Here is a 26,131-nt window from a genome sequence, read left to right on the forward strand (position 1 = left end):
TTTCCCGGCTACGAGAGGCAGCGATGGGCACCGGAGCGCGGCGAGCCGTCACGGCAGTGCTGGTCGTGGCGCTGACGGTCGCGCTCGGTGGCTGTTCGGCCTTCGAAACAAACCCGCAGGCCACCCCGGCCGCGCCCGAACGTGACACTCTCCGTGTTGGTGTTGGTAACCCGATCGAGAGTGCCCCGCTCCGAATGGCAGTAGCCGAAGGCCTGTTCACCCGGGCCGGGCTCAAGGTGGAACTGGTCGAGCAGGCCGGCGCCGACGAAGGACTCGGCCAGCTGGCCGCCGGTGAGCTGGACGTCGCCTTCGGCCGTGACGTCGCGTTGTTCAAGGCCGCCGGAAACGGTGTGGCGCTTCAACTCCAGGGCGAGGCGTACACCGCGGGCGCGGGCACGATGGCGCTGGTGACGCTGCCCGGCTCGGCGTACAACTCGCCCACCGCCAAGCGTGCGCCGACGATCGCGGTGGACACCCTGGACGGGCTCGGCACGCTCACCACCCGCTCGGTGCTGGCCACCGCGGGGGTGGAGGCCGGCCGCATCAAATTCACCCAGCGTGGCGCCGACGAGATGATGTCCACATTGCGGGACGGCGACGCCGACGCGGCCTGGCTGGTCGAGCCGCAGATCACCTTGGCGCAGCAGGAGTTCGGCGCGAAGGTGCTCGCCGACACCGCCCGCGGCGCGACGCTCGAGTTCCCGGTGTCCGCCTACGCGTCGAACGCCGTGTTCGCCCAGGCCAACCCGCGCACGCTGGCGTTGTTCCGCTCACTGCTGAGCCAGGCGCAGCAGAAGGCCGCGGACCCGGCCATCGTGCGGCAGGCGCTGCCGTCGTTCGCCGGCATCAACGCGAACACCGCCGCGCTGGTCTCGCTGGGCAGCTACCCGAGCTCGCTGAGCGGCGTGCGGCTGCAACGGGTCGCGGACCTCATGCACAGCGCGGGCGTGCTGAAACAACGCTTGGACGTGCAAGCGTTGATCCCGGCGGCCAACTAGCCCAGGCCGAACTCGGCCAGGCCGCTGCGCAGGAGCTTGAACGCCTTGCGGGCGTCCGCGACCGCGTCCGGGTAGGCGTCCGAGGCGCGAGCGCCGTTCGTCAGACGGCGGATGTTGTCCATCAGCAGGGTGCGCTGCGTGGCCACGATCTGCGCGGCGGCCAGCCGGGCGATCAGGTCGTCGGCGCCGTCCCCGCCCACCAGTTCCTTCACCAGCTCGCGCTCGCTGCCCTCGTAGAACTGCAGCAGCCGCGCGGACAGGCTCGGCGTCGCGACGACCATGGCGTACAGCGCGATCTGGTTCGGGTCGTCGTTGAGGCCGGTGACCGGGTCGCGCCGGAGCAGCCCGTCCAGGAAGTGCGCGCGCAGGGCGATCAGCGGCGTCTGCCGGGCCGTGCGGCTGCGCACCACCTGCGCGTTCTCGCCCTCGTGGTGGGCGAACCGGTGCACCACCAGGTCTTCCTTGGTGGGGAAGTAGGCGAACAGCGTGCGCTTGGAGACCTCCGCCGCGTCGGCCACTTCGGCCACCGAGACCGTGTCGAACCCCGAAGCGAGGAACAGGTCGATCGCGGTGTCGGAGATGAGGCGTCGCGTCAGCTGCTTCTTGCGCTCCCGGAGACCCAGCTGTTCCACCACCCGTCCATCGTAGCCAGCCCGGGCGCCGATGACGCCTCCCGACGAGGCACGTTCCCCCGAGTCTTCGGCTCAGCGGAACCCGGGGGAACGTATAAAGGAGGGCGTGACCGATGGCCCGCTGATCGTCCAGTCCGACAAGACCGTGCTCCTCGAGGTCGACCATCCGCGTGCCGAGGACGCCCGGATCGCCATCGCGCCCTTCGCCGAGCTCGAACGCGCCCCCGAACACGTGCACACCTACCGGGTGACCCCGCTGGCGCTGTGGAACGCCCGCGCCGCCGGGCACGACGCCGAGCAGGTGGTCGACGCGCTGACCTCCTACTCGCGCTTCCCGGTGCCGCAGCCGCTGCTGATCGACGTGGTCGACACGATGGCCCGCTTCGGCAGGCTCCAGATCACCAACCACCCGGCACACGGCCTGGTGATGACCACCACCGACCGCGCGGTGCTCGAAGAGGTCTCCCGCAGCAAGAAGATCGCCCCGATGCTGGGCAGCAGGCTGGACCCGGACACGGTGGCCGTGCACCCGTCCGAGCGCGGGCGGCTCAAGCAGATGCTGCTCAAGGCGGGCTGGCCCGCCGAGGACCTGGCCGGGTACGTCGACGGCGAGGCGCACCAGATCGACCTCGACGAGAACGGCTGGCAGCTCCGCGAGTACCAGCGCCAGGCCGCGCAGGCCTTCTTCAAGGGCGGGTCCGGCGTGGTCGTGCTGCCGTGCGGCGCGGGCAAGACCCTGGTCGGCGCGGCGGCGATGGCGCACGCCAAGGCGACCACGCTGATCCTGGTGACCAACACCGTGGCCGGGCGCCAGTGGAAGCGCGAGCTGATCGCGCGGACCTCGCTGACCGAGGACGAGATCGGCGAGTACTCCGGGGAGAAGAAGGAGGTCCGCCCGGTCACCATCGCCACCTACCAGGTGATCACCCGCAAGTCGAAGGGCGAGTACAAGCACCTGGAGCTGTTCGACACGCGTGACTGGGGCCTGGTGGTCTACGACGAGGTACACCTGCTGCCCGCGCCGGTCTTCCGGATGACCGCCGACCTGCAGTCGCGGCGTCGGCTGGGGCTGACCGCGACGCTGGTGCGCGAGGACGGCCGTGAAGGTGACGTCTTCTCGCTGATCGGCCCGAAGCGCTACGACGTGCCGTGGCGCGACATCGAGGCGCAGGGCTGGATCGCGCCCGCCGAATGCGTCGAGGTCCGGGTCACGCTGACCGACAACGAGCGCCTGCTCTACGCCACCGCGGAACCCGAGGAGCGGTACAAGCTCGCGGCCACCGCGAACACCAAGACCCCGGTGATCAAGTCCATTGTGGACAAGCACCGCGGCGAGCCGACGCTGATCATCGGGGCCTACCTGGACCAGCTGGAGATGCTCGGCGCCGAGCTGGACGCGCCGGTGATCCAGGGGTCGACCAGGAACAAGGAGCGGGAGGAGCTGTTCGACAAGTTCCGCCGCGGCGAGCTGGCCACGCTGGTGGTGTCGAAGGTGGCGAACTTCTCGATCGACCTGCCCGAGGCGTCGGTGGCGATCCAGATTTCGGGCACCTTCGGCTCGCGGCAGGAGGAGGCGCAGCGACTGGGGCGCCTCCTGCGCCCGAAGGCCGACGGCCGCCAGGCGCACTTCTACTCGGTCGTCGCGCGGGACACCGTCGACACGGAGTACGCCGCGCACCGGCAGCGCTTCCTGGCCGAGCAGGGCTACGCGTACACGATCCGGGACGCCGACGACCTGCGCTGAGTTTCACCGCCTTCGCGGCGGGTTAGCCCTGCTGCTGTGACGGCGGACATCAGGATCGGCACCTCGGGCTGGCGGTACGGGCCGTGGCGGGGCAAGTTCTACCCGAAGGGCCTGGTGCAGCGGCGGGAGCTGGAGTACCTGTCGCACCGGTTCAACACGGCCGAGCTGAACGGCTCGTTCTACTCGTTGCAGCGCCCGGAGCGGTACCGCACCTGGTTCACCGAGACCCCGGACGACTTCGTGTTCGCGGTCAAGGGCGGCCGGTTCATCACGCACATGAAGCAACTGCGCGACGTCCGCACGCCGCTGGCGAACTTCTTCGCCAGCGGCGTGCTGGCGCTGGGTCACAAGCTCGGCCCGTTCCTGTGGCAACTCCCGCCGCGCCTGGCCTTCGACGCCGAACGGCTCACGGAGTTCTTCGACCAGCTGCCACGCACCACCCGCGCCGCCGCGGCCCTCGCCAAGGAACACGACGACAAGCTCAAAGGCGAGGCCCACACCTCCCCGGGCCGCAACCGCACGCTGCGCCACGCGCTGGAGGTGCGGCACCCGAGCTTCGAGTCCGATGAGGCCGTCGAGCTGCTGCGAAAGCACAAGATCGGCCTGGTGGTCGCGGACAGCGCCGGCAACTGGCCCCTGATGGAGGACGTCACCGCCGACTTCGTCTACGTCCGCCTCCACGGCGACGAGGAGCTCTACGCCAGCGGCTACTCGGAGAAGGTCCTCAAGCAGTGGGCCACAAAGGTCCGCGCTTGGCACCGGAAGGACCTGGACGTCTACGTGTACTTCGACAACGACATCAAAGTCAAAGCCCCCGGCGACGCCACCCACCTCGGAGACCTGCTCGGCCTCGACCTGACCACCCCGGAGCAAGCCACCGACTGACCCGCCCAGCAGACCACCGACCGCGGCGGCGGCCAGGAACTCAGCGACGGCCTCGGCCACCGCGCCGAGCGCGTGGCTTCGCATTATGGGCTGGCAGACGCGAGTTTGCCCAAGGTCCCGCCTATCAGCGAGCGCTTCCGTGCTTCTTCCTCGGATTGCCGACGGCGGAGATCGGCGATAAGCCGTAGGATTGTTCGCGATACGCACAGCTGGTCAGAAAAGGGCGTACTCATGTCCCACGGCCGACACTTCGTCCGGTCCGTCGCCAGAGCCATGGCGGTGCTGCACGCGTTCAGCGCGGACAGACCCGAGCTGACCCTGAGCGAAGCGGCCAAGGCCACCGGCCTGGATCGGGCGACGGCGCGCCGGTTGTTGCTCACGTTGACCGAGCTCGGCTACCTCACGCGCCACAACCGCCTCTTCCGGCTCGCCCCGCGCACCATGGAAGTCGGCCGCGCCTACCTGGCCGGCCAGGCCAAACTGGCCGAGGATCACCAGTCGTAGGACAGCCACGGCTTGGCCACGTTGACCGCCGCCTCCTCGAAGGCCCGGTTCGCCCGCTGCAGCGAATACCGCCGTCGCGCGAGTTTGCCGGGGGCGAATTCGCCGCTGGCCAGCGCGTCGACGGTGGCCGGGAAGTCGGTCGGGTGGTCGTAACCGCGGGAACCGCGCACGATCAGCTGCCGCTTCAGCACCTCCGCGTTGTCCAGTGGCGCGGCGGCGCCGGTCAGCACCATGACCGTGCCGCCGGGCAGGAGGCCGCCGATGCCCTCGGCCAGCGCCGTGCGCTTGCCGGAGTTGTCGAAGACCACGTCGAACTCGTCGTCGCCCGCGGTCCACGGCAGGGCGCCCAGCGAGCACGCCAGGTCCAGGCGCTCGGTGACCGGGTCGCGCACGATCACCTCGAGCCCACGCGCCCGCAACACCAGGCACAGGAACAAGCCCCGGGTGTCCGCGCCGAGCAGTAGCGCGCGCTGACGTGGTTGGACAGCCGCCCGTCGCGTGGCGGCCACCGCTTCGGCCAGCGGTTCGACGCAGACCAGGTCCTCGTGCGGCACCGCACGCGGCGCGGGCCAGGTGAAGTGCGCGGGCACCGCGACGAATTCGGCGAGCAGCCCGGGCCGGTCCAGGCCGATCGACTCCCGTTCGGCGCAGGCCGAGGAGAACCAGGCCGCACAGGCACGGCAACCACGGCAGCAGAAATCCGGCTCGACCACGACCTGCTGCCCCAGCCGGTACGGCCGGGTCACCCGCTCACCGATCGCGGCGATCTCCCCGACGCCCTGCCGCCCCAGCACCCACGGCAGCGAACCGACCGGCCGCCGCCCGCGGAAGGCGGCCACGTCCTGGTCACCGACCCCGAGCGCGCTCATGCTCAGCAGCACCTCGTGGGGACCGCACTCCGGCGGATCCAGCTCGATCGCCTCGAGCCTGCTCGGACCGGTCAGCACGACGGCCCTCATCCCACCTCCCGTGCACCCTGCGCACACGCGATGTTAGCGCAGGTGGCGCCCATGATCAGCGGTGACAGCGAGGAGTCAGCCGTCAGTGAGCGGGGTGCGCTTGAGTACTCGTACGGGCGAAGTGCCCACGCGCTGCACTACTGGGGGTCAGCGCGTGGGCATGTCCGTGCCGACCAGCCCGGCGAGCTTGGCCCGTACGTCCTCGGCGAACGGATGCCCGCTCTCGGTCAGCACGTGCACCGCGCGCAGCCAGTGGGCGCGCGCCTCTTCCCGATCGCCGAGGTGCAGGTAGATGGTGCCGAGCTGGGCGAGCACATCGCCCGCCTCGTAGAGCTCCCCGCGCGAGGTGAACATGTCGATCGACTGGCGCACGCAGGCGATGCCCTCGTCGGTGCGGCCGAGCCCGAGCAGCGCCCGTCCCCGGCTGTGCACCAGGAACGGCTGGCTGTCGGCCTCGTTGATCCGCTGCCAGACGTCCAGCGCCGCGTCGACCAGCGCCAGCGCGGTGGCGTGCCTGCCGAGGTAGGTGCTGGTGTCGGCCATCGCCTGCAGGCTGTTCGCCTCCAGCGAGCCCACGCCCAGCTCCCTCGCCAGCCGGATGGCCTCCTCGCCGTGCTCCAGCGACCGGTGCGGCTCCTCGGTGTTCTGGTAGGCCATCGACAGGTTGTACTGCACCCTGGCCTCGCCCTCGCGGTCCCCGATCTCGCGCTGGATGGCGAGGACCTGCAGCAGGTAGCGGATGGCCTCGGGTTCCTCCCGCGCCACACCGTGCAGCACGCCGAGCCCGCTGAGGATGCCCGCCTGCCCGCGCCGGTCACCGCAGGCCACCGCGGAAGACAGCGCGATATCGAACACGGCTTTCCAGGCGTGCAACGGGGTCCGGACCACGAAGTACGACTGCAACAGCCAGGCCAGCTGCCACGCCTGGTCGTGCGCGCCGATCCGATTCGCCAGCCGGACCAGCGCGGCGAGGTTGCCCACTTCGGCGTCCTGCCAGGTCAACGCGGCCGCGCGGTCCGGGAAGGTCTCGTACGGCACCAGCTCGCGCACCGGGATGAGGTCGTACCGGCGACCGGGCCGCAGGTTGACCGCGGCGGCGCGCGTGCTGTCGAGCGCCCAGCTCAGCAATCGGTGCAGCGCGGCCGTGCGGGTGTCCTCGGTTTCCGTGCGGCGGCACAGGTCCGCGGCGAACTCACGGATCAGGTCGTGGAACTGGTACCGGCCGGGCCGCGGCTCGGCGATCAGATGCGCCGAGGCCAGTCGGTCCAGGCTCATCCGCGCTTCCCGCAGGCCGACCCCGGCGAGCGCGGCAGCCGACGCGGCGGTGAAGTCCCGCGCCTCCTCCGGCAACCCGAGCAGCCGCAGCAAGCGGGCGCACGACTCGTCCAGCGCGTGGTACGAGCGGGCGAACACGGCACGCAGATCGGTCTCGTCGCCGTCGTTGAGGTCGAACGAATCGAGCTTGTCCTGCTCGCGGTCGAAGTCGGCGACGAACTCCGCCAGCGGCACCTCGGGGAACTGCGACGCCCGCACGGCCAGGATCCGGATGGCCAGCGGCAACCGGCCGCAGCGCGCGGCGAACTCGCGCGCGGCGATCGGATCGGCCCGCACCGCGTCCTGGCCGACGATGCCCGCGAGCAGTTCCACCGCGTCCGTCACCGGCAGTTCGTCCAGCGGGATGCGGCGAGCGCCGTGCACCGCGGCCATCGACCGCAGCCGCGACCGGCTGGTCACCAGCACCAGCGAACCGGGACCGGGCAGCAGCGGGCGCACCTGCTCGGTGCTGCCCGCGTTGTCCAGCACCACCAGGACACGGCGGCTGGCCGTGTGCGTGCGCCACAACGCCGAGCGCTGCGCCAGCCCGGCGGGCATCTCGTCGGCGGGCACGCCCATCGCGGTCAGCATCATTTCGAGCGCCGCCTGCGGTTCGAGCGGACCGCCAGGGCCGTACCCGCGCAGATCGGTGTAGAGCTGCCCGCCGGGGTAGCGCTCGGCGACCTCGTGTGCGAAGTGGACGGCCAAGGTGGTCTTGCCGACGCCGCCCATGCCTTCGATCGACGCGATCGGCGCCGATTCCGCGCGGACGAGTTCACGCAGGCGTGAAAGCGCCTGGTGGCGGCCGATGAATCCGGCGAAGTCGCCGGGCAGTTGGCGTGGCACCAGCGTTTCCCCGCGCTGCCGGGTGTACGTGCCGTGCTCACCGGCGAGCACGGCCTGGTGCGCGCGCCGCAGCGACGGTCCCGGATCGAGGCCCAGCTCCTCGGTCAGCGCCGCGCTGATCGACCGGTACACGGCCAGCGCGTCGGACTGCCGCCCGGACCGGTGCAGGGCGAGCATGAGCTGCTCGTGCAGGCGTTCCCGCAGCGGGTTCTCCCTGGCCAGCGCGATCAGCTGGGGTACGACGGCGTGGTGCTCGCCGAGCCCGAGCATCACCTCGGCCCACTGTTCGCGCACGCCGAGCCGTTCGTCGTCGAGCTGGCTGACCTCGTCGCGGACCAGCGCGTCTGAGTCCACATTGGACAACGCGGGCCCGCGCCACTGGACGAGCGCGTCGGTGAACGCGACCGCGGCTTCGCGCAGCTCACCGCGCTCGGCGGCCTGCCTGCCGCGTTCGGCGTTCGCCCGGAACCGGCCGAGGTCGAGCGCTTCCGGCGCCACCTCCAGCACGTAACCGCCGTGTTCGGTGCGGATGCGGGCGTGGTCACCGAGCGCACGCCGCACGCGCAGCACGTAGGTCTGCAGCGCGCCCTTCGACCAGCGCGTCTCGTCGCTGTCCCAGAGCCACCACGACAGCTCCTCGACCGTGACCACCCGGTTCGCCCGCAGCAGCAACCCGGCCAGCACGATCAGCGGTTTGCTGCCGCCGACCGGCACCGGCGCCCCGCCCGCGCGCACCTCGACGGGGCCGAGCACGCCGAACTCGAGCGCCGGGCCCGGGTTTGCCACCATGTGGTCCATGCCCTCCCTGTCCACGTCATCGGTCCTGGTCTACGCGGCGCCGATGCGGCACCGCTTCCGCGGCATCACCACCCGGGAAGGCCTGCTCCTGCGGGGCGAGGCGGGATGGGGTGAGTTCTGCCCGTTCGCCGAGTACTCCGACGCCGAGAGCGTGCCATGGCTCGCCTCCGCGGTGGAAGCCGGTGAGCGGGGCTGGCCCGAGCCGGTGCGGGACCGCGTCCCGGTCAACGCCACGGTGCCCGTGCTCAGTCCCGAGCGCGCGCACGAACTGGTCGCCGCCTCCGGCTGCCGGACGGCGAAGGTGAAGGTGGCCGGCGCGGGCACCACGCTGAGCGAGGACTGCGACCGGGTGGCCGCGGTGCGCTCGGCACTCGGCCCGGGCGGCGCGATCCGGGTGGACGCCAACATGGCCTGGGAGGTCGACGAAGCGGTGCACGCCATCCGCGAACTGGACCGCGCGGCGGGTGGGCTGGAGTACGCCGAGCAGCCGTGCGCGTCCATCGAGGAACTGGCCGCCGTGCGACGCCGGGTCGACGTGCGGATCGCCGCCGACGAGTCGATCCGGCGGGCCGAGGACCCGCTGAAGGTGGCCGTCGCCGGGGCCGCCGACGTCGCGGTGATCAAGGTGGCGCCGCTCGGCGGGGTGCGGCGGGCGTTGCGCGTGGCCGAGGCCTGCGGACTGCCGTGCGTGGTGTCCTCGGCGGTGGAGAGCAGCGTCGGGCTGGCCGCCGGGCTGGCGCTGGCCGGGGCGCTGCCGTCGCTGGACTTCGCCTGCGGACTGGGCACGGCCGCGTTGCTGACCGACGACGTCACCTCCACTCCACTGTCCCCTGTGGACGGCTACCTGCCGGTGCCGCGCCGGGCGCCGGAGCCGGACCGGTTCGAGGCGGTCCGGGCCGACGACGCCCGGCGGGCCTGGTGGCTCGACCGGCTGGCGCGCGTTCAGCCGATCCAGGCGGCGGCGAACCGGTCGTAGGTGCCGTCGTGGCGGGCGAGGTTGAGCCACTGGTCGACCCATTCCTGGAACACCACGTCCCCGCGCGGCAGCAGGTAGGCCTTCTCGGCGAAGGTGAACGGCTGGTCGGGGTGGACCGAGCACAGCTCGGGGTGCTCCTTGGCCTGCCAGCGGGTCTCCACCGCGTCGGTGATCATCAGGTCCGCGCGGCCCTCGATGATCTCGGTGAAGATCGTATTGTTGTCCGGGTGGCGGACGATGGTCGCCTGCTTGAGGTTGGCGTCGGCGAACTGCTCGTTCGTGCCGCCGGGGTTGACGATGGCGCGCACGCCCGGCTGGTCGATCTGCTCGAGGGTCTGGAAGCGCTCGGCGTTCTCGCAGCGGGTGATCGGGGTCTTGCCGTCCCGGACGTAGGGCTCGGTGTAGAAGGCGCGCTTGGCGCGGTCGAGGGTGATCGAGATGCCGCCCATGGACAGGTCGCAGGTGCGGCCGAGGTCGTCCACCAGGGTCTTCCAGGTGGTGGGGACGAGCTTCAGCCGCACGCCGAGCCGCTGGGCGAGGTCCCCGGCCATGTCGATGTCGATGCCGCTCCACTGCCCGGTCGCCGGGTCGCGGTAGGTGAACGGGCGGTAGTCGCCGGTGCTGCACACCTTCACCTCGCCGCGGGCGAGCACGCGGTCGAGTTCGCTGCGGGGTTGCTTCGCCGGGCCCGCGGCGCTCGCCGTCCCCATGCCGAGGAGGGCCAGCGCGACGAGACAGAGCGCCGTTTTCCGAACCGTCATACCTCGCAGCCAACCACATCCTCGGGGTCCCGATTCCGGGTCGGGCCAGGGCTGTTCCCTGATGTCGGCGGGCCAGGCCCGGCCACACCATGGACGCATGACGAACAACGTGTACCAGCCAGAGACCAAGAAGCTCCGCCGCAGCAGCAGCGACAAGATGCTGGCCGGGGTGTGCGGCGGCTGGGCGCGCATGCTCGGCGTGGACGCCGCGATCCTGCGCATCCTGCTGGTCGCCGCCACCATCTTCGGCGTCGGCACCCCCGTTCTCGTCTACGCCGCCTGCTGGCTCCTCATGCCCGAAGACCCCACCCCCTGACCCCCACGTTCAGGCACCCGAACCCCACGTTCGCGAGCGCGAGTCCCACGTTCAGGAAGCTGAACCCCACATTCGCGCGGGCGAGATCGACATTCGGGAGCGTGAGTGCCGCGGCCGGGCAGCCGAACCCGGCTTCCCGAGGGGGCGGGGAGGGACACGAATGTGGCTTTGGGGGCGTATTCCGCTCCGAAAGCCACATTTGTGTCCCCCCGGGGGCCGCGAGGGGCCAAGCGAAGACCGAAGGCCCGGCCCACGTGTACGTGGGCCGGGCCTTGGTGACTAGCGAAGGGCTGGACTCAGAAGTCCATGCCACCCATGCCGCCCGACGGGTCGGCCGGGGCGGCCGAGGCCTTCTCCGGCTTGTCCGCGACAACGGCTTCGGTGGTCAGGAACAGCGCCGCGATGGAGGCGGCGTTCTGCAGCGCGGAGCGGGTGACCTTGGTGGGGTCCGGCACGCCGGCGGCGAGCAGGTCCTCGTAGACACCCGTGGCGGCGTTCAGGCCGTGACCCTGCGGCAGGCCCTTGACCTTCTCCACCACGACGCCGCCTTCGAGGCCGGCGTTGATGGCGATCTGCTTCAGCGGAGCCTCGACGGCGACCTTGACGATGTTCGCGCCGGTCGCCTCGTCGCCCTCGAGCTTCAGGCCCGCGAAGGCGGCCTCGGCGGCCTGCAGCAGCGCGACGCCACCACCGGCGACGATGCCCTCTTCGACGGCGGCCTTGGCGTTGCGCACCGCGTCCTCGATGCGGTGCTTGCGCTCCTTGAGCTCGACCTCGGTGGCGGCACCGGCCTTGATCACGGCCACGCCGCCGGCCAGCTTGGCCAGCCGCTCCTGCAGCTTCTCGCGGTCGTAGTCCGAGTCCGAGTTCTCGATCTCGGCGCGAATCTGGTTGACGCGACCCTGGATCTGGTCGGCGTCGCCGGCACCCTCGACGATGGTCGTCTCGTCCTTGGTGATGACCGCCTTGCGGGCGCGGCCCAGCAGCGACAGGTCGGCGTTCTCCAGCTTGAGGCCGACGTCCTCCGAGATCACCTGGCCACCGGTCAGGATCGCGATGTCCTGCAGGATGGCCTTGCGGCGGTCACCGAAGCCGGGCGCCTTGACGGCGACGGACTTGAAGGTGCCGCGGATCTTGTTGACGACCAGGGTGGCCAGCGCCTCGCCCTCGACGTCCTCGGAGATGATCAGCAGCGGCTTGCCGGACTGGATGACCTTCTCCAGCAGCGGCAGCACGTCCTTGACGTTCGAGATCTTGGAGCCGTACAGCAGGACGTAGGGGTCCTCCAGCTCGGCTTCCTGGCGCTCGGCGTCGGTCACGAAGTAACCGGAGATGTAGCCCTTGTCGAAGCGCATGCCCTCGGTCAGCTCGAGCTCGAGCCCGAAGGTGTTCGACTCCTCGACGGTGACGACACCTTCCTTGCCGACCTTGTCCAGCGCCTCGGCGATCAGCTCACCGATGGTGCGGTCGGCAGCGGAGATCGAGGCGGTAGCAGAGATCTGCTCCTTGGTCTCGACCTGCACGGCGGCCTTGTGCAGCTGCTCGATGACGGCCTCGACGGCCTGCTCGATGCCACGCTTGAGGCTGATCGGGTCAGCGCCGGCGGCCACGTTGCGCAGCCCCTCGCGGACGAGGGCCTGGGCGAGCACGGTGGCGGTGGTGGTGCCGTCACCCGCGACGTCGTCGGTCTTCTTGGCAACTTCCTTGACGAGCTCGGCCCCGATCTTCTCCCAGGGGTCCTCGAGCTCGATCTCCTTGGCGATGGAGACACCGTCGTTGGTGATCGTCGGCGCGCCCCACTTCTTTTCGAGCACGACGTTGCGGCCACGCGGGCCGAGCGTCACCTTGACGGCTTCGGCGAGGGTGTTGAGGCCGCGCTCAAGACCGCGGCGGGCGTCCTCGTCGAACGCGATCAGTTTGGCCATTGCGGTGTGGTCCTCCGATATTGGGCGCCGCCACTGGCACAGCGGCGGCAGGAACACTTCCTCGGCCAGGTTCGGTGCCCGCGACGGACGACCGGCTCGGTTTCCCGGGCTCGGCCTCACCGTCCCGACCATGAGGCGGGCGATCGGTACCGCCCGTCTGGCACTCTAACGTATCGAGTGCTAAAGCCTGTTTAGCACTCCCCCGGGGCGAGTGCAAGAAGTGCTGGTCAGCCGCCCGGCTTGATCGGGATGGAGGTGGGCGGTGGCTTGTTGCCGCCGGTCTCGCCGGGTTGCCCGGTCGCAGGACCCTCGCCGACCGGGATGGACGGCGCGGGCTGGTTGGTGCCGCGGTCGGTCGGGGCGTCCCCGGCGCTGTCGCCGCCCTGCGTGAGGAACAGCACCAGCACGATGCCACCGGCCACCACGACGAGCCCGACGATCAGCCAGATCAGCCAGGCCTTGCTGCTCTTCTTCTCCTCCCACGGGGACATTCCCGCGGGAGACGGCGGGCGCAGCCGCATCGGGTCGCCGGGCGGCGGGCCGTATCCGGGCGGCGGTCCCGGCGGCATGCCCTGCGGCGGGCCGTACCCGGGCGGCGGGGTGCCGTAACCCTGGGGCGGCATGCCTTGCGGCGGCATCCCCTGGGGTGGCATCCCCTGCGGGGGCATGCCGGGCGGCGGCCCGTACCCGGGCGGCGGCTGCTGCTGCGGTTGCTGAGGACCGCCTTGTCCGTACGGGTGCATCCGGGCCCCCTCGCCCTGCGGTGGTCGTGGTTGGGGTGCACTCTGCTGGCCCGGCGAGCTGACGGCAACCGGTTGCGGCTGCGACGGCGGCCCGGTGGCCACGTGCGACGGCGGGCCCGCGGCGACCGGCTGCGCGGATTCCAGCGCCCGGCGGGCCGCGGCGACCAGCTCCACGCAGCTGGTGTAGCGGTCGCCCGCGCTCTTCGCCATGCCCTTGCGGATCACCTCGTCGATGGCGGGCGGCAGCGAGACCACCCGCGAGACCGACGGCGGTTCGCCCTGCAGGTGCCCCTTGATCACCGCGGGCACGTCGCCCTTGAACGGCGGGCTGCCGGTCAGGCAGGCGTAGAGCACGCAGGCCAGCGCGTACTGGTCGGTGCGGCCGTCGAGCGGTTCGCCGCGCAGGTGCTCCGGCGCGGCGTAGGTCGGTGAGCCGAGGAAGTCGCCGCCGCGGGTGCGGTGCCCGGTGGCGCCCCGCCTGGTCAGGCCGAAGTCGGCGACGTAGACGTGCTCGCGGGCCGATTCGCGGCTGGTGACCAGCACGTTCGCCGGTTTCACGTCGAGGTGCACGAGGCCGCGGCCGTGCAGGGTGTCCAGTGCGTCGGCGACCTGTTCGAGCAGGCCCAGCGCGCGGTCCGGGGCCATCGGCGCGCCGTTGATCAGCCCGGCGAGGTCCTTGCCGTCGACCAGGCGCATGGCGATGTAGAGCATGCCGTCGAGTTCGCCGAAGTCGTAGAGCGGGACGACGTTGGCGTGGTCGATCGCCGAGGTGCTGCGCGCCTCGTCGACGAACCGTTCGCGGAACTCGGCGTCGGCGCCCAGGTGCTCGCCGATCACCTTCAACGCCACCTTGCGACCCAGTCGCACGTCGGTGGCCCGGTACATCACACTCATGCCGCCCTTGCCGAGCACCCCGTCGATGCGGTAGTTGCCCAGCCGGCGACCGGTGAGGTCCCCCGACACATCGCCTGTCACGCCGTGCAGCCTAATGCCCTGTCCACGGCAGCCGCTCCCGGTTCGGCGTCTCGGCGGTTTTCACCCGGTGGACGGGCTCAGGGAACCTTGCGGACGTCGGCCGCCTGGCTGCGGCCGTCCCGGCCCGACTGGACCTCGAACTCGACCCGGTCCCCCTCGTCCAGGGTGCGGAATCCGTCGGCCTGGATCGCCGAGTAGTGGACGAACACATCCGGGCCGTCCGAGCACTCGATGAAGCCGTAGCCCTTTTCCGAGTTGAACCACTTGACCGTGCCGTTCGCCACGCCCGTCCTCCTTGTAGTGCACGCCGAAGCCAAGGGTGAGGTGGATTCACGCTACCGGATCGAACGGGCCCGGCAATGGTCAAATCGGCGCAAAATCGCCTGCACTAGCGGGCACTCCGAGCCTGCACGAGCACCCGGCCGGGACCGGCGAAATCGAGCGCGAGCCCCTCCCCGGTGCGCACCGACTGCGGGCCGGACGGGTCGATCGCGCGCAAGCGAACCTGGACGTTGTCCGGGTAGGCGACGAGGAAGCCGGGCGTCACCGTGACGATCTCGCCGGGGTCCAGGCTGAACACCTCGACCGGGCCGGTGCAGCTCAGGATGAGCGGCCCGACCCCGGCGTAGTGGTCGAGGAACCCGCCGTCGCCGCCGAACAGCGACTGCAGCGCGGGCCAGTGCTGGTCGCGGCGGACCCCGGCGGGCCGGGCGAGGACCGCGTCCTTCGCCACGCACCAGCCCTGGGTGCCGTCGAACTCCAGCGGGTAGACGTCACCGGCCCGCTTGGGCGCGAGGTCGACCCAGCCGCCCTCGGCGGGCGCGGTGAAGACCACCGGGCCGCCCTTGCGCGAAGGCGCGCTCGGCGCCACGCCGAAACTGCTGGCCAGCAACGCTTCCGCGGCCGCCTGCACGGCTTCGCCGGGGCCGAGCACGACCCTGGCGACGCCGAAGGCAGGCGTGTGCCGCGTGTGCACCCGCATCTTCGCGCCCTACCGCTGCGGTACCTGTGCGACGATCCACGCCGACAGCGCCGCCGGGTTGCGGGTCTGGGTCAGCACCTGGCCGGGACCGGCGAAGTCGAACACCAGCCCCTCGCCGCTCTTCATCGACTGGATGAAGCCGCTGGCCACCTTGCGGGTCTGCGTCTGCACGGTGTCGGCGTAGGCGACCACGTGCCCGGAGTCGACGGTGATCACCTCGCCCGGCTGCAGCGTGACCGTCTCGAGCGCGCCGTAGCAGGCCACGATCAGCTGCCCCTGGCCGTGCGCGTGGGTGAGGAAGCCGCCCTCGCCGCCGACCAGGTTGCCGAAACCGCCCCAGCGGGTCTCGGTGGTCACCGCGTGCGAGGAGGCGAGCCAGGAGCCCTTCGTCACGCACCAGCCGGTGCGGCCGTCGAGGTTGATCACCTGGATGTCGCCGGGCAGGTTGGCCGCCACGTCCACCCAGCCACCGTTCTGCGGGGCGGTGAAGGTGGAGATGAAGAAGGACTCCCCGGAGAGGAAGGCCCGGCCGAGGCCCTTCATGAGCCCGCCCTGCGCCTTGGACTGCACCTGCACGCCGTAGCTGGTCGCCATCATCGCGCCGGCCTCGACCTGGGCGGGCTCGCCGGGGGCGAGCGACAGCCTGGCCACCGCGAACGACGGTTGCTGGCGGACATTGACCTGCATGGAACCCCTCCGTGACCTCATGTCGAATCGCCGTGCGGCGGGGAGAGTCTTGCACGACGGGCCGGGCCGGGGAGGATGGTCCGCGTGATCTCCGTCGAACACCACCGCGCCGAGGTGACCGCGCTGCTCGGCGGCCGGACCCCCGTGCGCCTGCCACTGGCCGACTGCGCGGGGCTCGTCCTCGCCGAGGACGTGACGGCGGACGTGTCGCTGCCGCCGTTCGACAACTCCGCGATGGACGGCTACGCGGTGCGCGCGGTCGACGTGGCCGGGGCGAGCGAAAGCGCGCCGGTGACGCTGCCGGTCGCCGAGGACATCCCGGCCGGGCGGGTGGATTCGCCACCGCTGCTGCCCGGCACCGCGCACCGGATCATGACCGGCGCGCCCATGCCGCCCGGCGCCGACACCGTGGTGATGGTGGAAAAGACCGACGGTGGCGTGGAAACCGTGCAGGTGTTCGCCGCGGTGCCGCCGGGGAACCACTTGCGGCGCACCGGCGAGGACGTGCAGCGCGGCACCACGGCGCTGACCCGCGGCACCCTGCTCGGACCGGCGCAGGTCGGCTTGGCCGCCGCGGTCGGCCTCGACTCGCTCGCGGTGTTCACCGCGCCGCGGGTGCTGGTGGTGTCGACCGGCTCGGAGCTGGTCACCGCGCCGGCCCCGTTGAAGCACGGGCAGATCTACGAGTCGAACAGCGTGATGCTGGTGGCCGCGCTGCGCGCGCTCGGCTGCCACGTGGAGACCATCCGCAGCGTGGTCGACGACGTGACCGAGTTCCGCGCGGTGATCGAGCCGCGGCTGGCGTCGGTGGACCTGCTGATCACCTCGGGCGGGGTGAGCGCGGGGGCGTACGAGGTCGTCAAGGACGCGCTGACCGGCGCGGGCGTGGAGTTCCGGAAGGTGGCCATGCAGCCGGGCGGCCCGCAGGGGCTCGGCCGCTGGAACGGCGTGCCGGTGTTCACCCTGCCCGGCAACCCGGTGAGCAGCCTGGTCTCCTTCGAGGTCTTCGTCCGGCCCGCGGTGCTCGCCGCGATGGGACACTCCATTGTGGACCGTCCGAGGGTGCGCGCGAAGCTGACCGAGGCACTGCGTTCACCGGCTGGGAAAGCCCAGTTCCGCCGGGGTTTCTACTCGCACTCCGACGGCGAGGTCACCGGCGAGGTCGGTCCGCGCGGCGGCCCCGGCTCACACCTGCTGGCCGCCTTCGCCCAGGCGAACTGCCTCATCGTGCTGCCGGAGGACGTCACAGAGGCACCAAAGGGGTCCGAAGTGAACGTCCTACTGCTCTGAACTGATGACTTTTGGTCATCACCTCCACACGAACAGTGGTCAGGCTGCCGGTGGGTGGAATACAATTCGGCTTCCGCGGGTATTCAGCCGTCGGTACCGGGCGCGTGCACTCGTCGGGGGGTGCACGTACCCGGTCGGTAACCCGGCAGCCGATGTCGGGCGGTAGCGTGGCCACACCACGCGGCGGGCAAGCCGTCCGCCGACCACGACCCCCGGGGATTCAGCAGAGATGAGCGCCGGAACCAACGCGCCAGCCAACCCGATCAAGCACGCGATCACCCTCGCGCGTGAGACCGTGCCACCGATGCACCGGGCCGGACGGCCCTTCGTGCTCGGCGGGCTCGCCGCGACACTGGTGCTGCGCCGGTTCTCCAAGCCGCTCGGCCTGCTCGCCGGGCTCGGCACGGTCGCCACCGCCGCTTTCTTCCGCGAACCCGCCCGCGTGCCACCGGCCCGCTCCGGGCTCGCGCTGGCCGCCGCCGACGGCCTGGTCTCGCTGATCGAAGAGGCCACCCCGCCGCCGGAGCTGGGCCTGCCCGCCGAGCCGCGGATGCGCGTCAGCGTCTTCCTGTCGGTGTTCGACGTGCACGTCCAGCGCGTGCCCGCCAGCGGTGTGGTGGAGAAGGTCGCCTACCGGCCGGGCAAGTTCCTCTCCGCGGACCTGGACAAGGCCAGCGACGACAACGAGCGCAACTCCCTGCTGCTGCGCACCGAGGACGGCCACGAACTGGTCGTCACCCAGATCGCCGGGCTGGTCGCGCGCCGGATCCTGTGCGAGGTCGGCGACGGCGAGAAGGTCACCGCCGGCGACACCTACGGGCTCATCCGGTTCGGCTCGCGGGTGGACACCTACCTGCCCCCCGGCAGCAAGGTGCTGGTGAGCAAGGGCCAGCGGACGATCGGCGGCGAGACCGTGCTGGCCGAACTCCCGGCAGCGCGATCCTAGGGGGCCCGCCGTGACCGTCCGGACCAATCCGGGCGTTCGGCTGCTGCCGAACGCGATCACCGTGCTCGCGCTGTGCGCCGGGCTGTCCGCCGTGCAGTTCGCGCTCACCGGGAACTACGCCATGGCGATCGCGTCGATCGGCATCGCCGCGGTGCTCGACAGCCTCGACGGCCGCATCGCCCGCCTGCTCGACGCGACCTCCAAGATGGGCGCCGAGCTGGACTCGCTGGCCGACGGCATCTCCTTCGGCGTGGCCCCGGCGCTGGTGCTCTACGTCTGGCACGCCGACGGCGAGCGCATCGGCTGGGTGGCCGCGCTGATCTTCGCCGTCTGCATGATCCTGCGCCTGGCGCGGTTCAACACCCTGCTCGACGACACCGAGCAGCCGCCGTACGCGGCCGAGTTCTTCGTCGGCGTGCCCGCCCCGGCGGGCGGGCTGCTGGTCCTGCTGCCGCTCACCCTCAGCCTGCAGTTCGGCGAGGGCTGGTGGTCCTCGCAGGTGGTGGTGCTGGTGTGGACGGTGGCGATCGCCGCGCTGGCGATCAGCCGGATCCCCACGCTGTCGCTGAAGACGGTCAAGGTGGCGCCGAAGGCGGTCGGGCCGCTGCTGGTACTGGTCGGCGTGCTGGCCGCGACGATCATCCTGTACCCGCTGGTCGCGCTGGCCGCGGCGCTGCTGCTGTACCTGGTGCACGTGCCCTACGCGGTGCGCCGCTTCCGCTGGCTCGCCCGGCACCCCGAAGCCTGGGACGTGCCCGCCCGCGAACGCCGGGCGATCCGCCGGGCCCGCAGCGCGCGCCGGCTCGGCCTGCGCCGTCCGCTGCGCCGCCGGGTGGCCGGTGCCGCCCGGCGAGCCGTCCGGCGCAACGGGACCCACGAGGTCAGCCAGGGCCCGCGCGGGCGCCACGACCGCAAGCGCAGCTGGCGCAGCCTCGGCTTGAGGCGCGGACAGGGCCGGTCCGACTAGGGTCGTCGGCGTGAGTTCGCCGCAGATCACGCTGACCGTCCGCCACAGCCCGTCCGCGACCGACACCCGCCGTGGTGTGGTCCGCCTCCACCCCGAGGTGCTCGACGCGCTGGGCCTGCACGCCTGGGACGCCGTGCACCTGACCGGCGCCCGCGTGAGCGCCGCGCTGGCCGCCCCCTCCGACGGCGACGGCCCGCCCGGGGTGGTGCTGCTCGACGACGTGACGATGTCGAACCTCGGGGTCACCGAAGGCGCGGAAGTGGTAGTCGCGCCGGCGGAGGTCTCCGCCGCGAAGTCGGTCACCGTCGCCGGTTCCCGCCTGGCGAGCGTCTCGCTGCCGCCCGCCACCGTGCGGCTCGCCCTGATCGGCAAGGTGCTGACCGTCGGGGACGCGGTTTCCCTGCTCCCCCAAGACCTCGCGCCCCCGCCCGGCGCGGATGTGCCGGCCGTGCGCAGCAAGCTTTCGAACGCCATCGGTGGCACGTGGACCAGTGAGCTGCTGACCATCACCGCCGCCGAGCCGTCCGGCCCGGTCGCGGTCGGACCGTCCACTGTGGTCGCCTGGCGCGACGGCGCCCGCACCGGCGACGCGGTGCCCGCCCCCGAATCCCCGTCCCGCCCCGGTACCACGGTCACCGTCACCGCGGCCGCACCCAAGTCCACTGTGGACGACTTCATCGACGCCGAGGTCGTCGAGGAGGCCGAAGACGAGCCGGTGCCGCCGATCGCCGACCTCGCCGGTGCGTCGAGCTGCGCACGGCGACTGGGCGAATGGTTCGAACTCGCCTTCCACCGCCCTGAACTGCTGGCGAAACTGGGCACCTCGGCCCGGCTCGGCGTGCTGGTCTCCGGGCCGGAAGGCGTCGGCAAGACGACCTTGGTGCGGTCGGTCGGGCAGGCCGAGCAGGTGCGCGTGGTGACGCTGGCCGCGCCGAACATCGCCGTGCTGGAGCCGAACGCGGCCGCCGCGCGGCTGAACGAGGCGATCGAGCGGACCGCGAACGGCACGACGCCCGCGGTGCTGCTGATCACCGACATCGACGCGCTGCTGCCCGCGTCGTCCCCGCCGCCGGTGGCGACCGTGCTGCTGGAGCAGTTGCGCGGCGCGCTGACCCGAACGGACGTGGCACTGATCGCGACGACCGCGCACCCGGAGGCCGTCGACCCGCGCCTGCGTGGCGGCGACCTGCTCGACCGCGAACTCTCGCTCGCGCTGCCGGATGCCAAGGTGCGCACGGAACTGCTGCGCATCCTGTTGCGTGACGTCCCGCTCGACGGCGACGTGGAAGTCGGCGCGATCGCCGAGCGGACCCCGGGGTTCGTCGCGGTGGACCTGATCGCCCTGCGCCGGGAGGCCGCGCTGCGGGCGGCGTTGCGGCAGCGCGATACCGACGAACCGGTGATCAGCGCCCAGGACCTGCTCGACGCGGTGTCCAGCGTGCGGCCGATCTCGATGTCCACTTCGGACAACCTGGCCACCGGCGGGCTGACGCTCGAAGATGTCGGGGACATGGTGGAGGTGAAGCAGTCGCTCACCGAGGCCGTCCTCTGGCCGCTGCGCTACCCGGACTCCTTCGCCCGCCTGGGCGTCGCGCCGCCGCGGGGCGTGCTCCTGTACGGCCCTCCCGGCGGTGGCAAGACCTTCCTGGTACGCGCGCTCGCGGGGACCGGTGCGCTGAACGTGTTCGCGGTCAAGGGCGCCGAACTGATGGACAAGTGGGTCGGCGAGTCGGAGCGCGCGGTGCGGGAACTCTTCCGCCGAGCCGCCGAAGCCGCGCCTTCACTGGTGTTCCTGGACGAGATCGACGCACTGGCCCCGCGACGGGGTCAGTCGAGCGACTCGGGCGTCTCGGACCGGGTGGTCGCCGCACTGCTCACGGAACTGGACGGCGTGGAGCCGATGCGCGAGGTCGTGGTGCTCGGCGCGACCAACCGCCCGGAACTGGTGGACCCGGCGCTGCTTCGGCCGGGCAGGCTGGAGCGCATGGTCTACGTCCCGCCGCCGGACGCCGAGGCACGGGCCGCGATCCTGCGGGCCAACTCGAAGAACACCCCGCTGGCCGACGACGTGGACCTGGACCGGATCGCGTCCACTTTGGACCGCTACTCGGCGGCGGACTGCGCCGCCCTCATCCGGGAAGCCGCTCTCACCGCCATGCGCGAGTCGTTGGACGCCACCGAGGTCACCGCCGCCCACCTGGACAAAGCACGCGCCGCCGTCCGCCCCTCACTGGACCCGGCCCAGCTGGCCGCCCTGGAAACCTACGCCGCCAACCGCGCCGACTAACCCCCTGTCACGAATGTGGCTTTCGGCCGCACGAACGTGGGTTTCGGCTTCCTGAACGTACAACTCGGCTGCACGAACGTGCGACTCGCCCGGCCCGGGCGAGTCGCACACTCAGGAAGCCGAGTCCCACACTCGCGCAGCCGAACCCCACACTCACCGCACCCCGACCGACACAAATGTGGCTTTCGGGGCGGATTCGGCCCCCAAAGCCACATTCGTGACACGTCGCCCTCTCGCACATGCCCCGGGCGCCCGCCCCTCGCGAGCCGAAGCCGGGCGCCCAACGGGACCCCACGAGCCACGACCCGGCCCGGCCCGGCCCGGCCCGGGACAGCGAAACGCGACCCGACGAGCCAAAGGGAGAGCGCCCACACTCCCCCTTCCCGCCCCGGTCCTCAGCAAAAAACACGGCGGGGGTTCGGTTGTCAAGGCATCTTTCCCGCCTTGACAACCGAACCCCCGCCGTAGTCACAATCGAAAACCGGGGGGCAGAAACGAGGCCTACTTGCCCTTCGTATCAGCAGACCCGTAATCGTTCGTCACGATCACGATCACCCCACCGCTCGACCCCGCGATGCCCTCGAACCGCGGCTCCACCCGCATACCGAAGGCTGCCCCGAGAGCGCGCGCCGCGGTTTCCTCGTCGGCCACGCCGGGCCGGAAGTACGCGGTGGTCGTCGGGATGATGCCGCCCGAGTAGTTGCTCGTCTCGGCGACGACCCACCCCTGCGAGCGGAAGTCGTCCCCGGCGCGGGCGGCGAGGCCGTGGATGGTGCTGTTGTTGTAGACCCGCACGGTCACCCACTTCGCCGCGGCCTGCTCCTCCGGCGTACCGGCACCGGGCGCGGGCGGCACCGGCTGACCCGGCTGGCCCGGCGGCGGGTTCTGCGGGTTGTTCGGGTCACCCGGCGGCGGCGTGGACGGCCCTGGCTGCGTCGGCGGCAGGACCTCCGGCGAGCCGGGCGGCGGGGACGCGGGCGGCGGGTTCTGCGGGCTGCCGGTGTCGCCCGGCGGTGGCGTTTCGGAGGTGGGCGAAGGCGAGGCGGTGTCGCCACCGTTGCCGCCGTTGAGCGAGACGACTCCGCCGGCCACGGCGGCCACCAGGGCCAGCGCGATCAGTACGAAGCCGGCCAACCGCAGCGGCCGCCCCTGGAACCAGCTCATGGCAGATCTATCCCCAACCGTCGTGCCGCGCGGGTCCGCTGGCGGGCGGCACGCGTCTTGCGCAGGCGCTTGACCAGCATCGGGTCGGCCTGCATCGCCTCGTGTTTGTCGATCAACTGATTCAGCACCTGGTAGTACCGCGTGGACGACATCGCGAAGAGCTCCCGGATGGCCTGTTCCTTCGCGCCGGCGTACTTCCACCACTGCCGCTCGAACGCCAGGATCTCCTGCTCGCGCGCCGAGAGCCCGGCCGGGCCGGCGTCCGCCGGGCGGCGACGGCGAGCCATCGACTCCGCGGCGTCCATCTGGGCCCTCGCAATCAGGTTCGCTTGCGTGCGCGAATCACACGGTTGTCGTTTCCGCGGCGCCCATTAGATCACGCGCGTAGCTCCCCGTCCCGGCATCACACCCGGCGCGTCACGGCGAGACCCTCGGTAAGCTCCCGGACCGTGACCGTCCACCCCATCGTGATCGCCGGCGAGCCCGTGCTGCACCAGCCCACGCGTGAGATCGACAAGTTCGACGACGAGCTGCGCACGCTGGCCGACGATATGTTCGAGACCATGTACGCCGCGCAGGGGGTCGGCCTGGCGGCCAACCAGATCGGCCTGGACCTGCGCATCTTCGTCTACGACTGCCCCGACGACGAGGGTGTCCGGCACAAGGGCGTGGTGGTCAACCCGAAGCTCGAGACCTCCGACATCCCGGAGACCATGCCGGACCCGGACGACGACTGGGAGGGCTGCCTCTCCGCCCCCGGCGAGTCGTACCCGACCGGCCGCGCGAGCTGGGCGAAGGTCACCGGCCAGGACCTCGACGGCAACCCGCTCGAGGTGGAGGGCACCGGCTACTTCGCGCGCTGCCTGCAGCACGAGACCGACCACCTCGACGGGTACCTCTACCTGGACCGCCTGGTCGGCCGGTACGCCCGCGAGGCCAAGCGCATGCTCAAGCGCAACAAGTGGGGTGTGCCGGGCAACGCCTGGCTGCCGGACCCGGACCACGACCCCGAGGCCGACCCGGAGGACTGAATGCTATGAGTGGGGCATTACTTGCAATGAACGCAAGTAATGCCCCACTCCTGGCATTGGCGTGACCGGTCAGCAGGCGCCGAGGTAGCGGCACCGCACCGCGGCGGGCTGCTCGATCACCTTCTTCTCCTGCACCGACCACGCGAGCCGGACGAACTGCGCGTGCGTCCAGGCCAGCGGGGTCGCCGACTGGTTGCCCTTGCCGGTCGGGAAGCCCGGCCGGCCCGACGGCGCGTTCTCGTCCCACACCTGCTCGGGCATGGTGTCGCCGGTCCCGGCCACCCGGCCGAGGTCGCGCAGCCGCCGCTTCGCCGCGCCCAGCTCACCGTTGGCCAGCTCGTACTCGCCGCGCTCACCGGCCAGCAGCGGCCACAGCCGCCCGAAGGTCTGCCGCGAACCCGGCGGCAGTTCCATCTCCCACTGCGAGCCGTCCGCCCGCTCGCCGTAGCCGTCGCCGGTGTAGCGGTGCCAGAACTGGCCGGTCGGCGTCGTGTAGGAGATCTCCTTGTCGACCACCGCGAGGCTGTTGCGGATGACCGGGTCGTCCGGCGCGTAGATGCCCAGGCGCACCAGTTCGAGGAAGCCGGCGTCGGCGACCGCGCGCTGGTCGGCGTCGTAGCTGGAGTTGCCCAGGTTGTAGACGGTGCCGTTGTTCGCGTTGCCGTCCTTGGTCAACCGCACGAAGTACGGGTCGTCCGACAGCGGGCCGTTCGTGGTCACCGTCCACTCGGCGAGCTTGCCCTTGAACTCGTCGGCCTTGGCGAGGTACCGCTCGGCCGACGCCGCGTCGCCGTGCTCCTTGGCCAGTTCCGCCGCGCACACCAGCCCGGCGATCACCGAAGCGATGGTGGACGGCGAGTACCCGTCCTGCTCCTCCCAGCGTTCCTGCTGCGACCAGGGGGACGCCTGTCCGTTCGGGCCCCGGTAGTCGATCAGGAAGTCGGCGGCCCGGCGGATGTTCGGCCACAGTTCCGCGTCGATGCCGACCTGCTGCGCGAGCACGATCGGCAACGCGGTCTCGTCGAGCTGGATGGAGGTCCAGTACGGGGTGCCGTCGACGTCGGTGTTCTGCGCCAGGTGCCCGTCGGCCTGCTGCTGCTTGGTGAACATGTACTCGATCGACCGCTGGGCCGCGCCCTCGTCGCCGGCGGCCAGCATGCCGGTCGCGATCTGGTAGAGGTCCCGCGGCCAGACCAGGTGGTAGGTGCCCGAGGGCAGCCAGCCCGGCCCGTTGTCGCCGAACTGCCACGGCATGCTCGGTGAGGCGATGAACGCGCCCGGGTTCAGCTTGTCCTCGCTGGCGGCGAGCATCAGCATCGACGCCTTGTACAGGTCGCGCTTGCCCGCCACCGAGGCCGGGACGTCCTTGAGGTCGCGCAGGTAGTTCCGCCAGCCCGCTTCGTTCGCCTTGCGGGCCGGGCCGAACCCGGTCTTCAGCGAGGCCTTCGCGGTGGCGGCCGCCTGCTCGCCGAAGCCGAGCGAGAGCGTGGCCCGCCGCGACTTCAGCCCGTCGGCGGCCAACTGGCCGGTCTGCACCACGTTGCCCTTGCCCGCGGTGTCGTAGCTCTTGAGCTGGAACGACTTCAGCAGTTGGGTCGCGCCGTCGGAGGTGCCGGAGAAACCGTTGCTGGTCTTGGTGAACGCGGGGTTCGCGGCCAGCGCCGAGGTGACTTTGCCGTCGGTGGCGACGAGGGTGTCGCCCTCGGTACGGGCCGAATCGTCGGTGCCGTTGTTGTCGAGGTCCGGGTCGAGCACCGCGTAGAGCTGGTACGGCTTGCCGGTCAGCGAGGTGAAATCGACATCGACCAGCACGCTCGCGCGCTCGGGGTCGGTGACGTAGGTCTTGCGCAGTTTCCAGCGCTTCTTCTCGTCGGTGATCGTCTGCTCGTAGGTCAGCCCGTCCGGCGAAGTACGCCGCACCTGCTCGAACTTCGCGTCGGCGTCGGTGGCCGCGAAACTCTTACCGTCCGTCACCACGAAGCCGAGCGAGCGGATGCTCGGCGTGGAGAGGTCCGGATAGTAGACGTCGGAAAGTTGACCACTGTGGAGGGTGAACCAGACGTTGCTGGCCTGGTCGCGGGACCCGCCGAAGCCGGTTTTCCCGGCGGGAAGCCAAAGCGGGTGGGCGCCGGGCCCGCCGGGGGCCGCACCACCTTCCGGTTCCGCCGCGGCCACCGCGGGTAACAATCCCGCGGCCAGCACCCCGGTCAACGCGAGGATCAACGGCCTTCGCATGCTCGCCCCAATCTGCACCGTTACAGAAGCTGGCCCATTCTGCTCGGTGCCGAAAAACCGCGCATGCCCCATACAGGTGAGTTTCTGGCAGAACCCCCACAGCCGGGGTCACTTGGCAAGGCGGCGGTCGGCATGGCATGGTCGGGGGACAACCGAACACCGCAAC

At 71.2% G+C, this 26,131-nt stretch carries 23 protein-coding genes; 11 read left to right on the forward strand and 12 right to left on the reverse strand.

Features of this window, described 5'->3' with window-relative positions:
- The first annotated feature begins 23 nt into the window (after positions 1 to 23).
- Complete coding sequence (locus tag JOM49_RS02995; RefSeq protein ID WP_209662841.1) at positions 24 to 998, forward strand: ABC transporter substrate-binding protein; 975 nt, start codon at positions 24 to 26, stop codon at positions 996 to 998.
- Here JOM49_RS02995 and JOM49_RS03000 read toward each other — a convergent pair.
- Complete coding sequence (locus tag JOM49_RS03000; RefSeq protein ID WP_209662842.1) at positions 995 to 1,633, reverse strand: TetR/AcrR family transcriptional regulator; 639 nt, start codon at positions 1,631 to 1,633, stop codon at positions 995 to 997. The two genes, JOM49_RS02995 and JOM49_RS03000, sit on opposite strands and share 4 nt — an antisense overlap.
- Before the next feature lie 103 nt (positions 1,634 to 1,736).
- Between JOM49_RS03000 and JOM49_RS03005 the strand changes: the two genes are divergently transcribed.
- The 3 genes from JOM49_RS03005 (at position 1,737) to JOM49_RS03015 (ending at position 4,763) form a co-directional block, all read left to right on the forward strand.
- Positions 1,737 to 3,374, forward strand: coding sequence for a DNA repair helicase XPB (locus tag JOM49_RS03005; protein WP_209662843.1), 1,638 nt, complete (start codon positions 1,737 to 1,739; stop codon positions 3,372 to 3,374).
- Between the two features lie 36 nt (positions 3,375 to 3,410).
- Positions 3,411 to 4,259 (forward strand): DUF72 domain-containing protein, encoded by an 849-nt coding sequence (locus tag JOM49_RS03010; RefSeq protein WP_308158633.1) that lies wholly within the window; start codon positions 3,411 to 3,413, stop codon positions 4,257 to 4,259.
- A 231-nt stretch (positions 4,260 to 4,490) separates the two neighbouring features.
- Positions 4,491 to 4,763, forward strand: a complete 273-nt coding sequence (locus JOM49_RS03015; protein WP_209662844.1) for a helix-turn-helix domain-containing protein — start codon at positions 4,491 to 4,493, stop codon at positions 4,761 to 4,763.
- Here the strand turns inward: JOM49_RS03015 and JOM49_RS03020 are convergent.
- Together JOM49_RS03020 and JOM49_RS03025 are read right to left on the reverse strand one after the other, a co-directional pair.
- A complete protein-coding gene (locus JOM49_RS03020; RefSeq protein WP_209662845.1) occupies positions 4,751 to 5,722 on the reverse strand; it encodes a zinc-dependent alcohol dehydrogenase in 972 nt (323 codons plus the stop codon). The two genes, JOM49_RS03015 and JOM49_RS03020, sit on opposite strands and share 13 nt — an antisense overlap.
- A 147-nt stretch (positions 5,723 to 5,869) precedes the next feature.
- A complete protein-coding gene (locus JOM49_RS03025) occupies positions 5,870 to 8,680 on the reverse strand; it encodes an AfsR/SARP family transcriptional regulator (RefSeq protein WP_245369222.1) in 2,811 nt (936 codons plus the stop codon).
- On the opposite strand from JOM49_RS03025, the gene JOM49_RS03030 reads away from it, so the two are divergent.
- The gene (locus JOM49_RS03030; RefSeq protein WP_209662846.1) at positions 8,679 to 9,656 is read left to right on the forward strand and encodes an o-succinylbenzoate synthase; all 978 of its coding nucleotides are present in this window, start codon (positions 8,679 to 8,681) and stop codon (positions 9,654 to 9,656) included. The two genes, JOM49_RS03025 and JOM49_RS03030, sit on opposite strands and share 2 nt — an antisense overlap.
- On the opposite strand, the gene JOM49_RS03035 is transcribed toward JOM49_RS03030, so the two are convergent.
- Positions 9,623 to 10,417, reverse strand: coding sequence for a transporter substrate-binding domain-containing protein (locus JOM49_RS03035; RefSeq protein ID WP_209662847.1), 795 nt, complete (start codon positions 10,415 to 10,417; stop codon positions 9,623 to 9,625). The genes JOM49_RS03030 and JOM49_RS03035 overlap by 34 nt on opposite strands.
- Before the next feature lie 97 nt (positions 10,418 to 10,514).
- On the opposite strand from JOM49_RS03035, the gene JOM49_RS03040 reads away from it, so the two are divergent.
- Entirely contained in the window at positions 10,515 to 10,733 is a 219-nt protein-coding gene (locus tag JOM49_RS03040) for a PspC domain-containing protein (protein WP_209662848.1), read from the forward strand.
- A 296-nt stretch (positions 10,734 to 11,029) separates the two neighbouring features.
- Here JOM49_RS03040 and groL read toward each other — a convergent pair whose 3' ends face one another.
- The 5 genes from groL to JOM49_RS03065 all read right to left on the reverse strand — a co-directional run bounded on the left by groL (position 11,030) and on the right by JOM49_RS03065 (position 16,045).
- On the reverse strand, positions 11,030 to 12,658 hold the full coding sequence (gene groL / locus JOM49_RS03045) for a chaperonin GroEL (RefSeq protein ID WP_209662849.1): 1,629 nt from the start codon (positions 12,656 to 12,658) through the stop codon (positions 11,030 to 11,032).
- Between the two features lie 227 nt (positions 12,659 to 12,885).
- Positions 12,886 to 14,376: a serine/threonine-protein kinase gene (locus JOM49_RS03050; protein WP_209662850.1), complete on the reverse strand. Its 1,491-nt coding sequence runs from the start codon at positions 14,374 to 14,376 to the stop codon at positions 12,886 to 12,888.
- Between the two features lie 77 nt (positions 14,377 to 14,453).
- The gene (locus tag JOM49_RS03055) at positions 14,454 to 14,660 is read right to left on the reverse strand and encodes a cold-shock protein (RefSeq protein ID WP_209662851.1); all 207 of its coding nucleotides are present in this window, start codon (positions 14,658 to 14,660) and stop codon (positions 14,454 to 14,456) included.
- Positions 14,661 to 14,764: 104 nt separating this feature from the next.
- Positions 14,765 to 15,358, reverse strand: a complete 594-nt coding sequence (locus JOM49_RS03060) for an AIM24 family protein (RefSeq protein WP_209662852.1) — start codon at positions 15,356 to 15,358, stop codon at positions 14,765 to 14,767.
- A 9-nt stretch (positions 15,359 to 15,367) separates the two neighbouring features.
- Positions 15,368 to 16,045, reverse strand: a complete 678-nt coding sequence (locus tag JOM49_RS03065) for a TIGR00266 family protein (protein WP_209662853.1) — start codon at positions 16,043 to 16,045, stop codon at positions 15,368 to 15,370.
- Between the two features lie 75 nt (positions 16,046 to 16,120).
- On the opposite strand from JOM49_RS03065, the gene moeA reads away from it, so the two are divergent.
- The 4 genes from moeA (at position 16,121) to JOM49_RS03085 (ending at position 21,535) form a co-directional block, all read left to right on the forward strand.
- Positions 16,121 to 17,335: a molybdopterin molybdotransferase MoeA gene (gene moeA / locus JOM49_RS03070; RefSeq protein ID WP_209662854.1), complete on the forward strand. Its 1,215-nt coding sequence runs from the start codon at positions 16,121 to 16,123 to the stop codon at positions 17,333 to 17,335.
- A 229-nt stretch (positions 17,336 to 17,564) separates the two neighbouring features.
- Positions 17,565 to 18,281 (forward strand): phosphatidylserine decarboxylase, encoded by a 717-nt coding sequence (locus tag JOM49_RS03075; RefSeq protein WP_209662855.1) that lies wholly within the window; start codon positions 17,565 to 17,567, stop codon positions 18,279 to 18,281.
- A gap of 10 nt (positions 18,282 to 18,291) precedes the next feature.
- A complete protein-coding gene (gene pssA, locus JOM49_RS03080) occupies positions 18,292 to 19,248 on the forward strand; it encodes a CDP-diacylglycerol--serine O-phosphatidyltransferase (protein WP_209662856.1) in 957 nt (318 codons plus the stop codon).
- 10 nt (positions 19,249 to 19,258) lie between these two features.
- On the forward strand, positions 19,259 to 21,535 hold the full coding sequence (locus JOM49_RS03085; RefSeq protein ID WP_209662857.1) for an AAA family ATPase: 2,277 nt from the start codon (positions 19,259 to 19,261) through the stop codon (positions 21,533 to 21,535).
- Between the two features lie 501 nt (positions 21,536 to 22,036).
- Here JOM49_RS03085 and JOM49_RS03090 read toward each other — a convergent pair.
- Both JOM49_RS03090 and JOM49_RS03095 read right to left on the reverse strand, forming a co-directional pair.
- A complete protein-coding gene (locus JOM49_RS03090) occupies positions 22,037 to 22,699 on the reverse strand; it encodes a LytR C-terminal domain-containing protein (RefSeq protein ID WP_209662858.1) in 663 nt (220 codons plus the stop codon).
- Positions 22,696 to 23,004: a DUF3263 domain-containing protein gene (locus JOM49_RS03095; protein WP_209662859.1), complete on the reverse strand. Its 309-nt coding sequence runs from the start codon at positions 23,002 to 23,004 to the stop codon at positions 22,696 to 22,698. The genes JOM49_RS03090 and JOM49_RS03095 overlap by 4 nt, the downstream gene beginning before the upstream one ends.
- Positions 23,005 to 23,148: 144 nt before the next feature.
- Between JOM49_RS03095 and JOM49_RS03100 the strand changes: the two genes are divergently transcribed.
- Positions 23,149 to 23,730, forward strand: a complete 582-nt coding sequence (locus JOM49_RS03100) for a peptide deformylase (RefSeq protein WP_209662860.1) — start codon at positions 23,149 to 23,151, stop codon at positions 23,728 to 23,730.
- A gap of 69 nt (positions 23,731 to 23,799) precedes the next feature.
- On the opposite strand, the gene JOM49_RS03105 is transcribed toward JOM49_RS03100, so the two are convergent.
- Positions 23,800 to 25,965 carry a glycoside hydrolase family 15 protein gene (locus JOM49_RS03105; RefSeq protein WP_209662861.1) on the reverse strand — a complete coding sequence of 722 codons (2,166 nt, stop codon included), beginning with the start codon at positions 25,963 to 25,965 and terminating at the stop codon, positions 23,800 to 23,802.
- Between the last annotated feature and the right edge of the window lie 166 nt (positions 25,966 to 26,131).

Origin of the sequence: Amycolatopsis magusensis, assembly GCF_017875555.1 — a bacterium.
Classification (GTDB): domain Bacteria; phylum Actinomycetota; class Actinomycetes; order Mycobacteriales; family Pseudonocardiaceae; genus Amycolatopsis; species Amycolatopsis magusensis.

Coding starts and splice junctions, on each gene's coding strand:
- groL (WP_209662849.1), bottom strand. CDS start 12,658: ATGGCCAAACTGATCGCGTTCGACGAGGACGCCCGCCGCGGTCTTGAG.
- JOM49_RS03065 (WP_209662853.1), bottom strand. CDS start 16,045: ATGCAGGTCAATGTCCGCCAGCAACCGTCGTTCGCGGTGGCCAGGCTG.
- JOM49_RS03075 (WP_209662855.1), top strand. CDS start 17,565: ATGAGCGCCGGAACCAACGCGCCAGCCAACCCGATCAAGCACGCGATC.
- JOM49_RS03090 (WP_209662858.1), bottom strand. CDS start 22,699: ATGAGCTGGTTCCAGGGGCGGCCGCTGCGGTTGGCCGGCTTCGTACTG.
- JOM49_RS03020 (WP_209662845.1), bottom strand. CDS start 5,722: ATGAGGGCCGTCGTGCTGACCGGTCCGAGCAGGCTCGAGGCGATCGAG.
- JOM49_RS02995 (WP_209662841.1), top strand. CDS start 24: ATGGGCACCGGAGCGCGGCGAGCCGTCACGGCAGTGCTGGTCGTGGCG.
- JOM49_RS03060 (WP_209662852.1), bottom strand. CDS start 15,358: ATGCGGGTGCACACGCGGCACACGCCTGCCTTCGGCGTCGCCAGGGTC.
- moeA (WP_209662854.1), top strand. CDS start 16,121: ATGGTCCGCGTGATCTCCGTCGAACACCACCGCGCCGAGGTGACCGCG.
- JOM49_RS03035 (WP_209662847.1), bottom strand. CDS start 10,417: ATGACGGTTCGGAAAACGGCGCTCTGTCTCGTCGCGCTGGCCCTCCTC.
- JOM49_RS03025 (WP_245369222.1), bottom strand. CDS start 8,680: ATGGACCACATGGTGGCAAACCCGGGCCCGGCGCTCGAGTTCGGCGTG.
- JOM49_RS03040 (WP_209662848.1), top strand. CDS start 10,515: ATGACGAACAACGTGTACCAGCCAGAGACCAAGAAGCTCCGCCGCAGC.
- JOM49_RS03095 (WP_209662859.1), bottom strand. CDS start 23,004: ATGGACGCCGCGGAGTCGATGGCTCGCCGTCGCCGCCCGGCGGACGCC.
- JOM49_RS03030 (WP_209662846.1), top strand. CDS start 8,679: ATGCCCTCCCTGTCCACGTCATCGGTCCTGGTCTACGCGGCGCCGATG.
- JOM49_RS03015 (WP_209662844.1), top strand. CDS start 4,491: ATGTCCCACGGCCGACACTTCGTCCGGTCCGTCGCCAGAGCCATGGCG.
- JOM49_RS03105 (WP_209662861.1), bottom strand. CDS start 25,965: ATGCGAAGGCCGTTGATCCTCGCGTTGACCGGGGTGCTGGCCGCGGGA.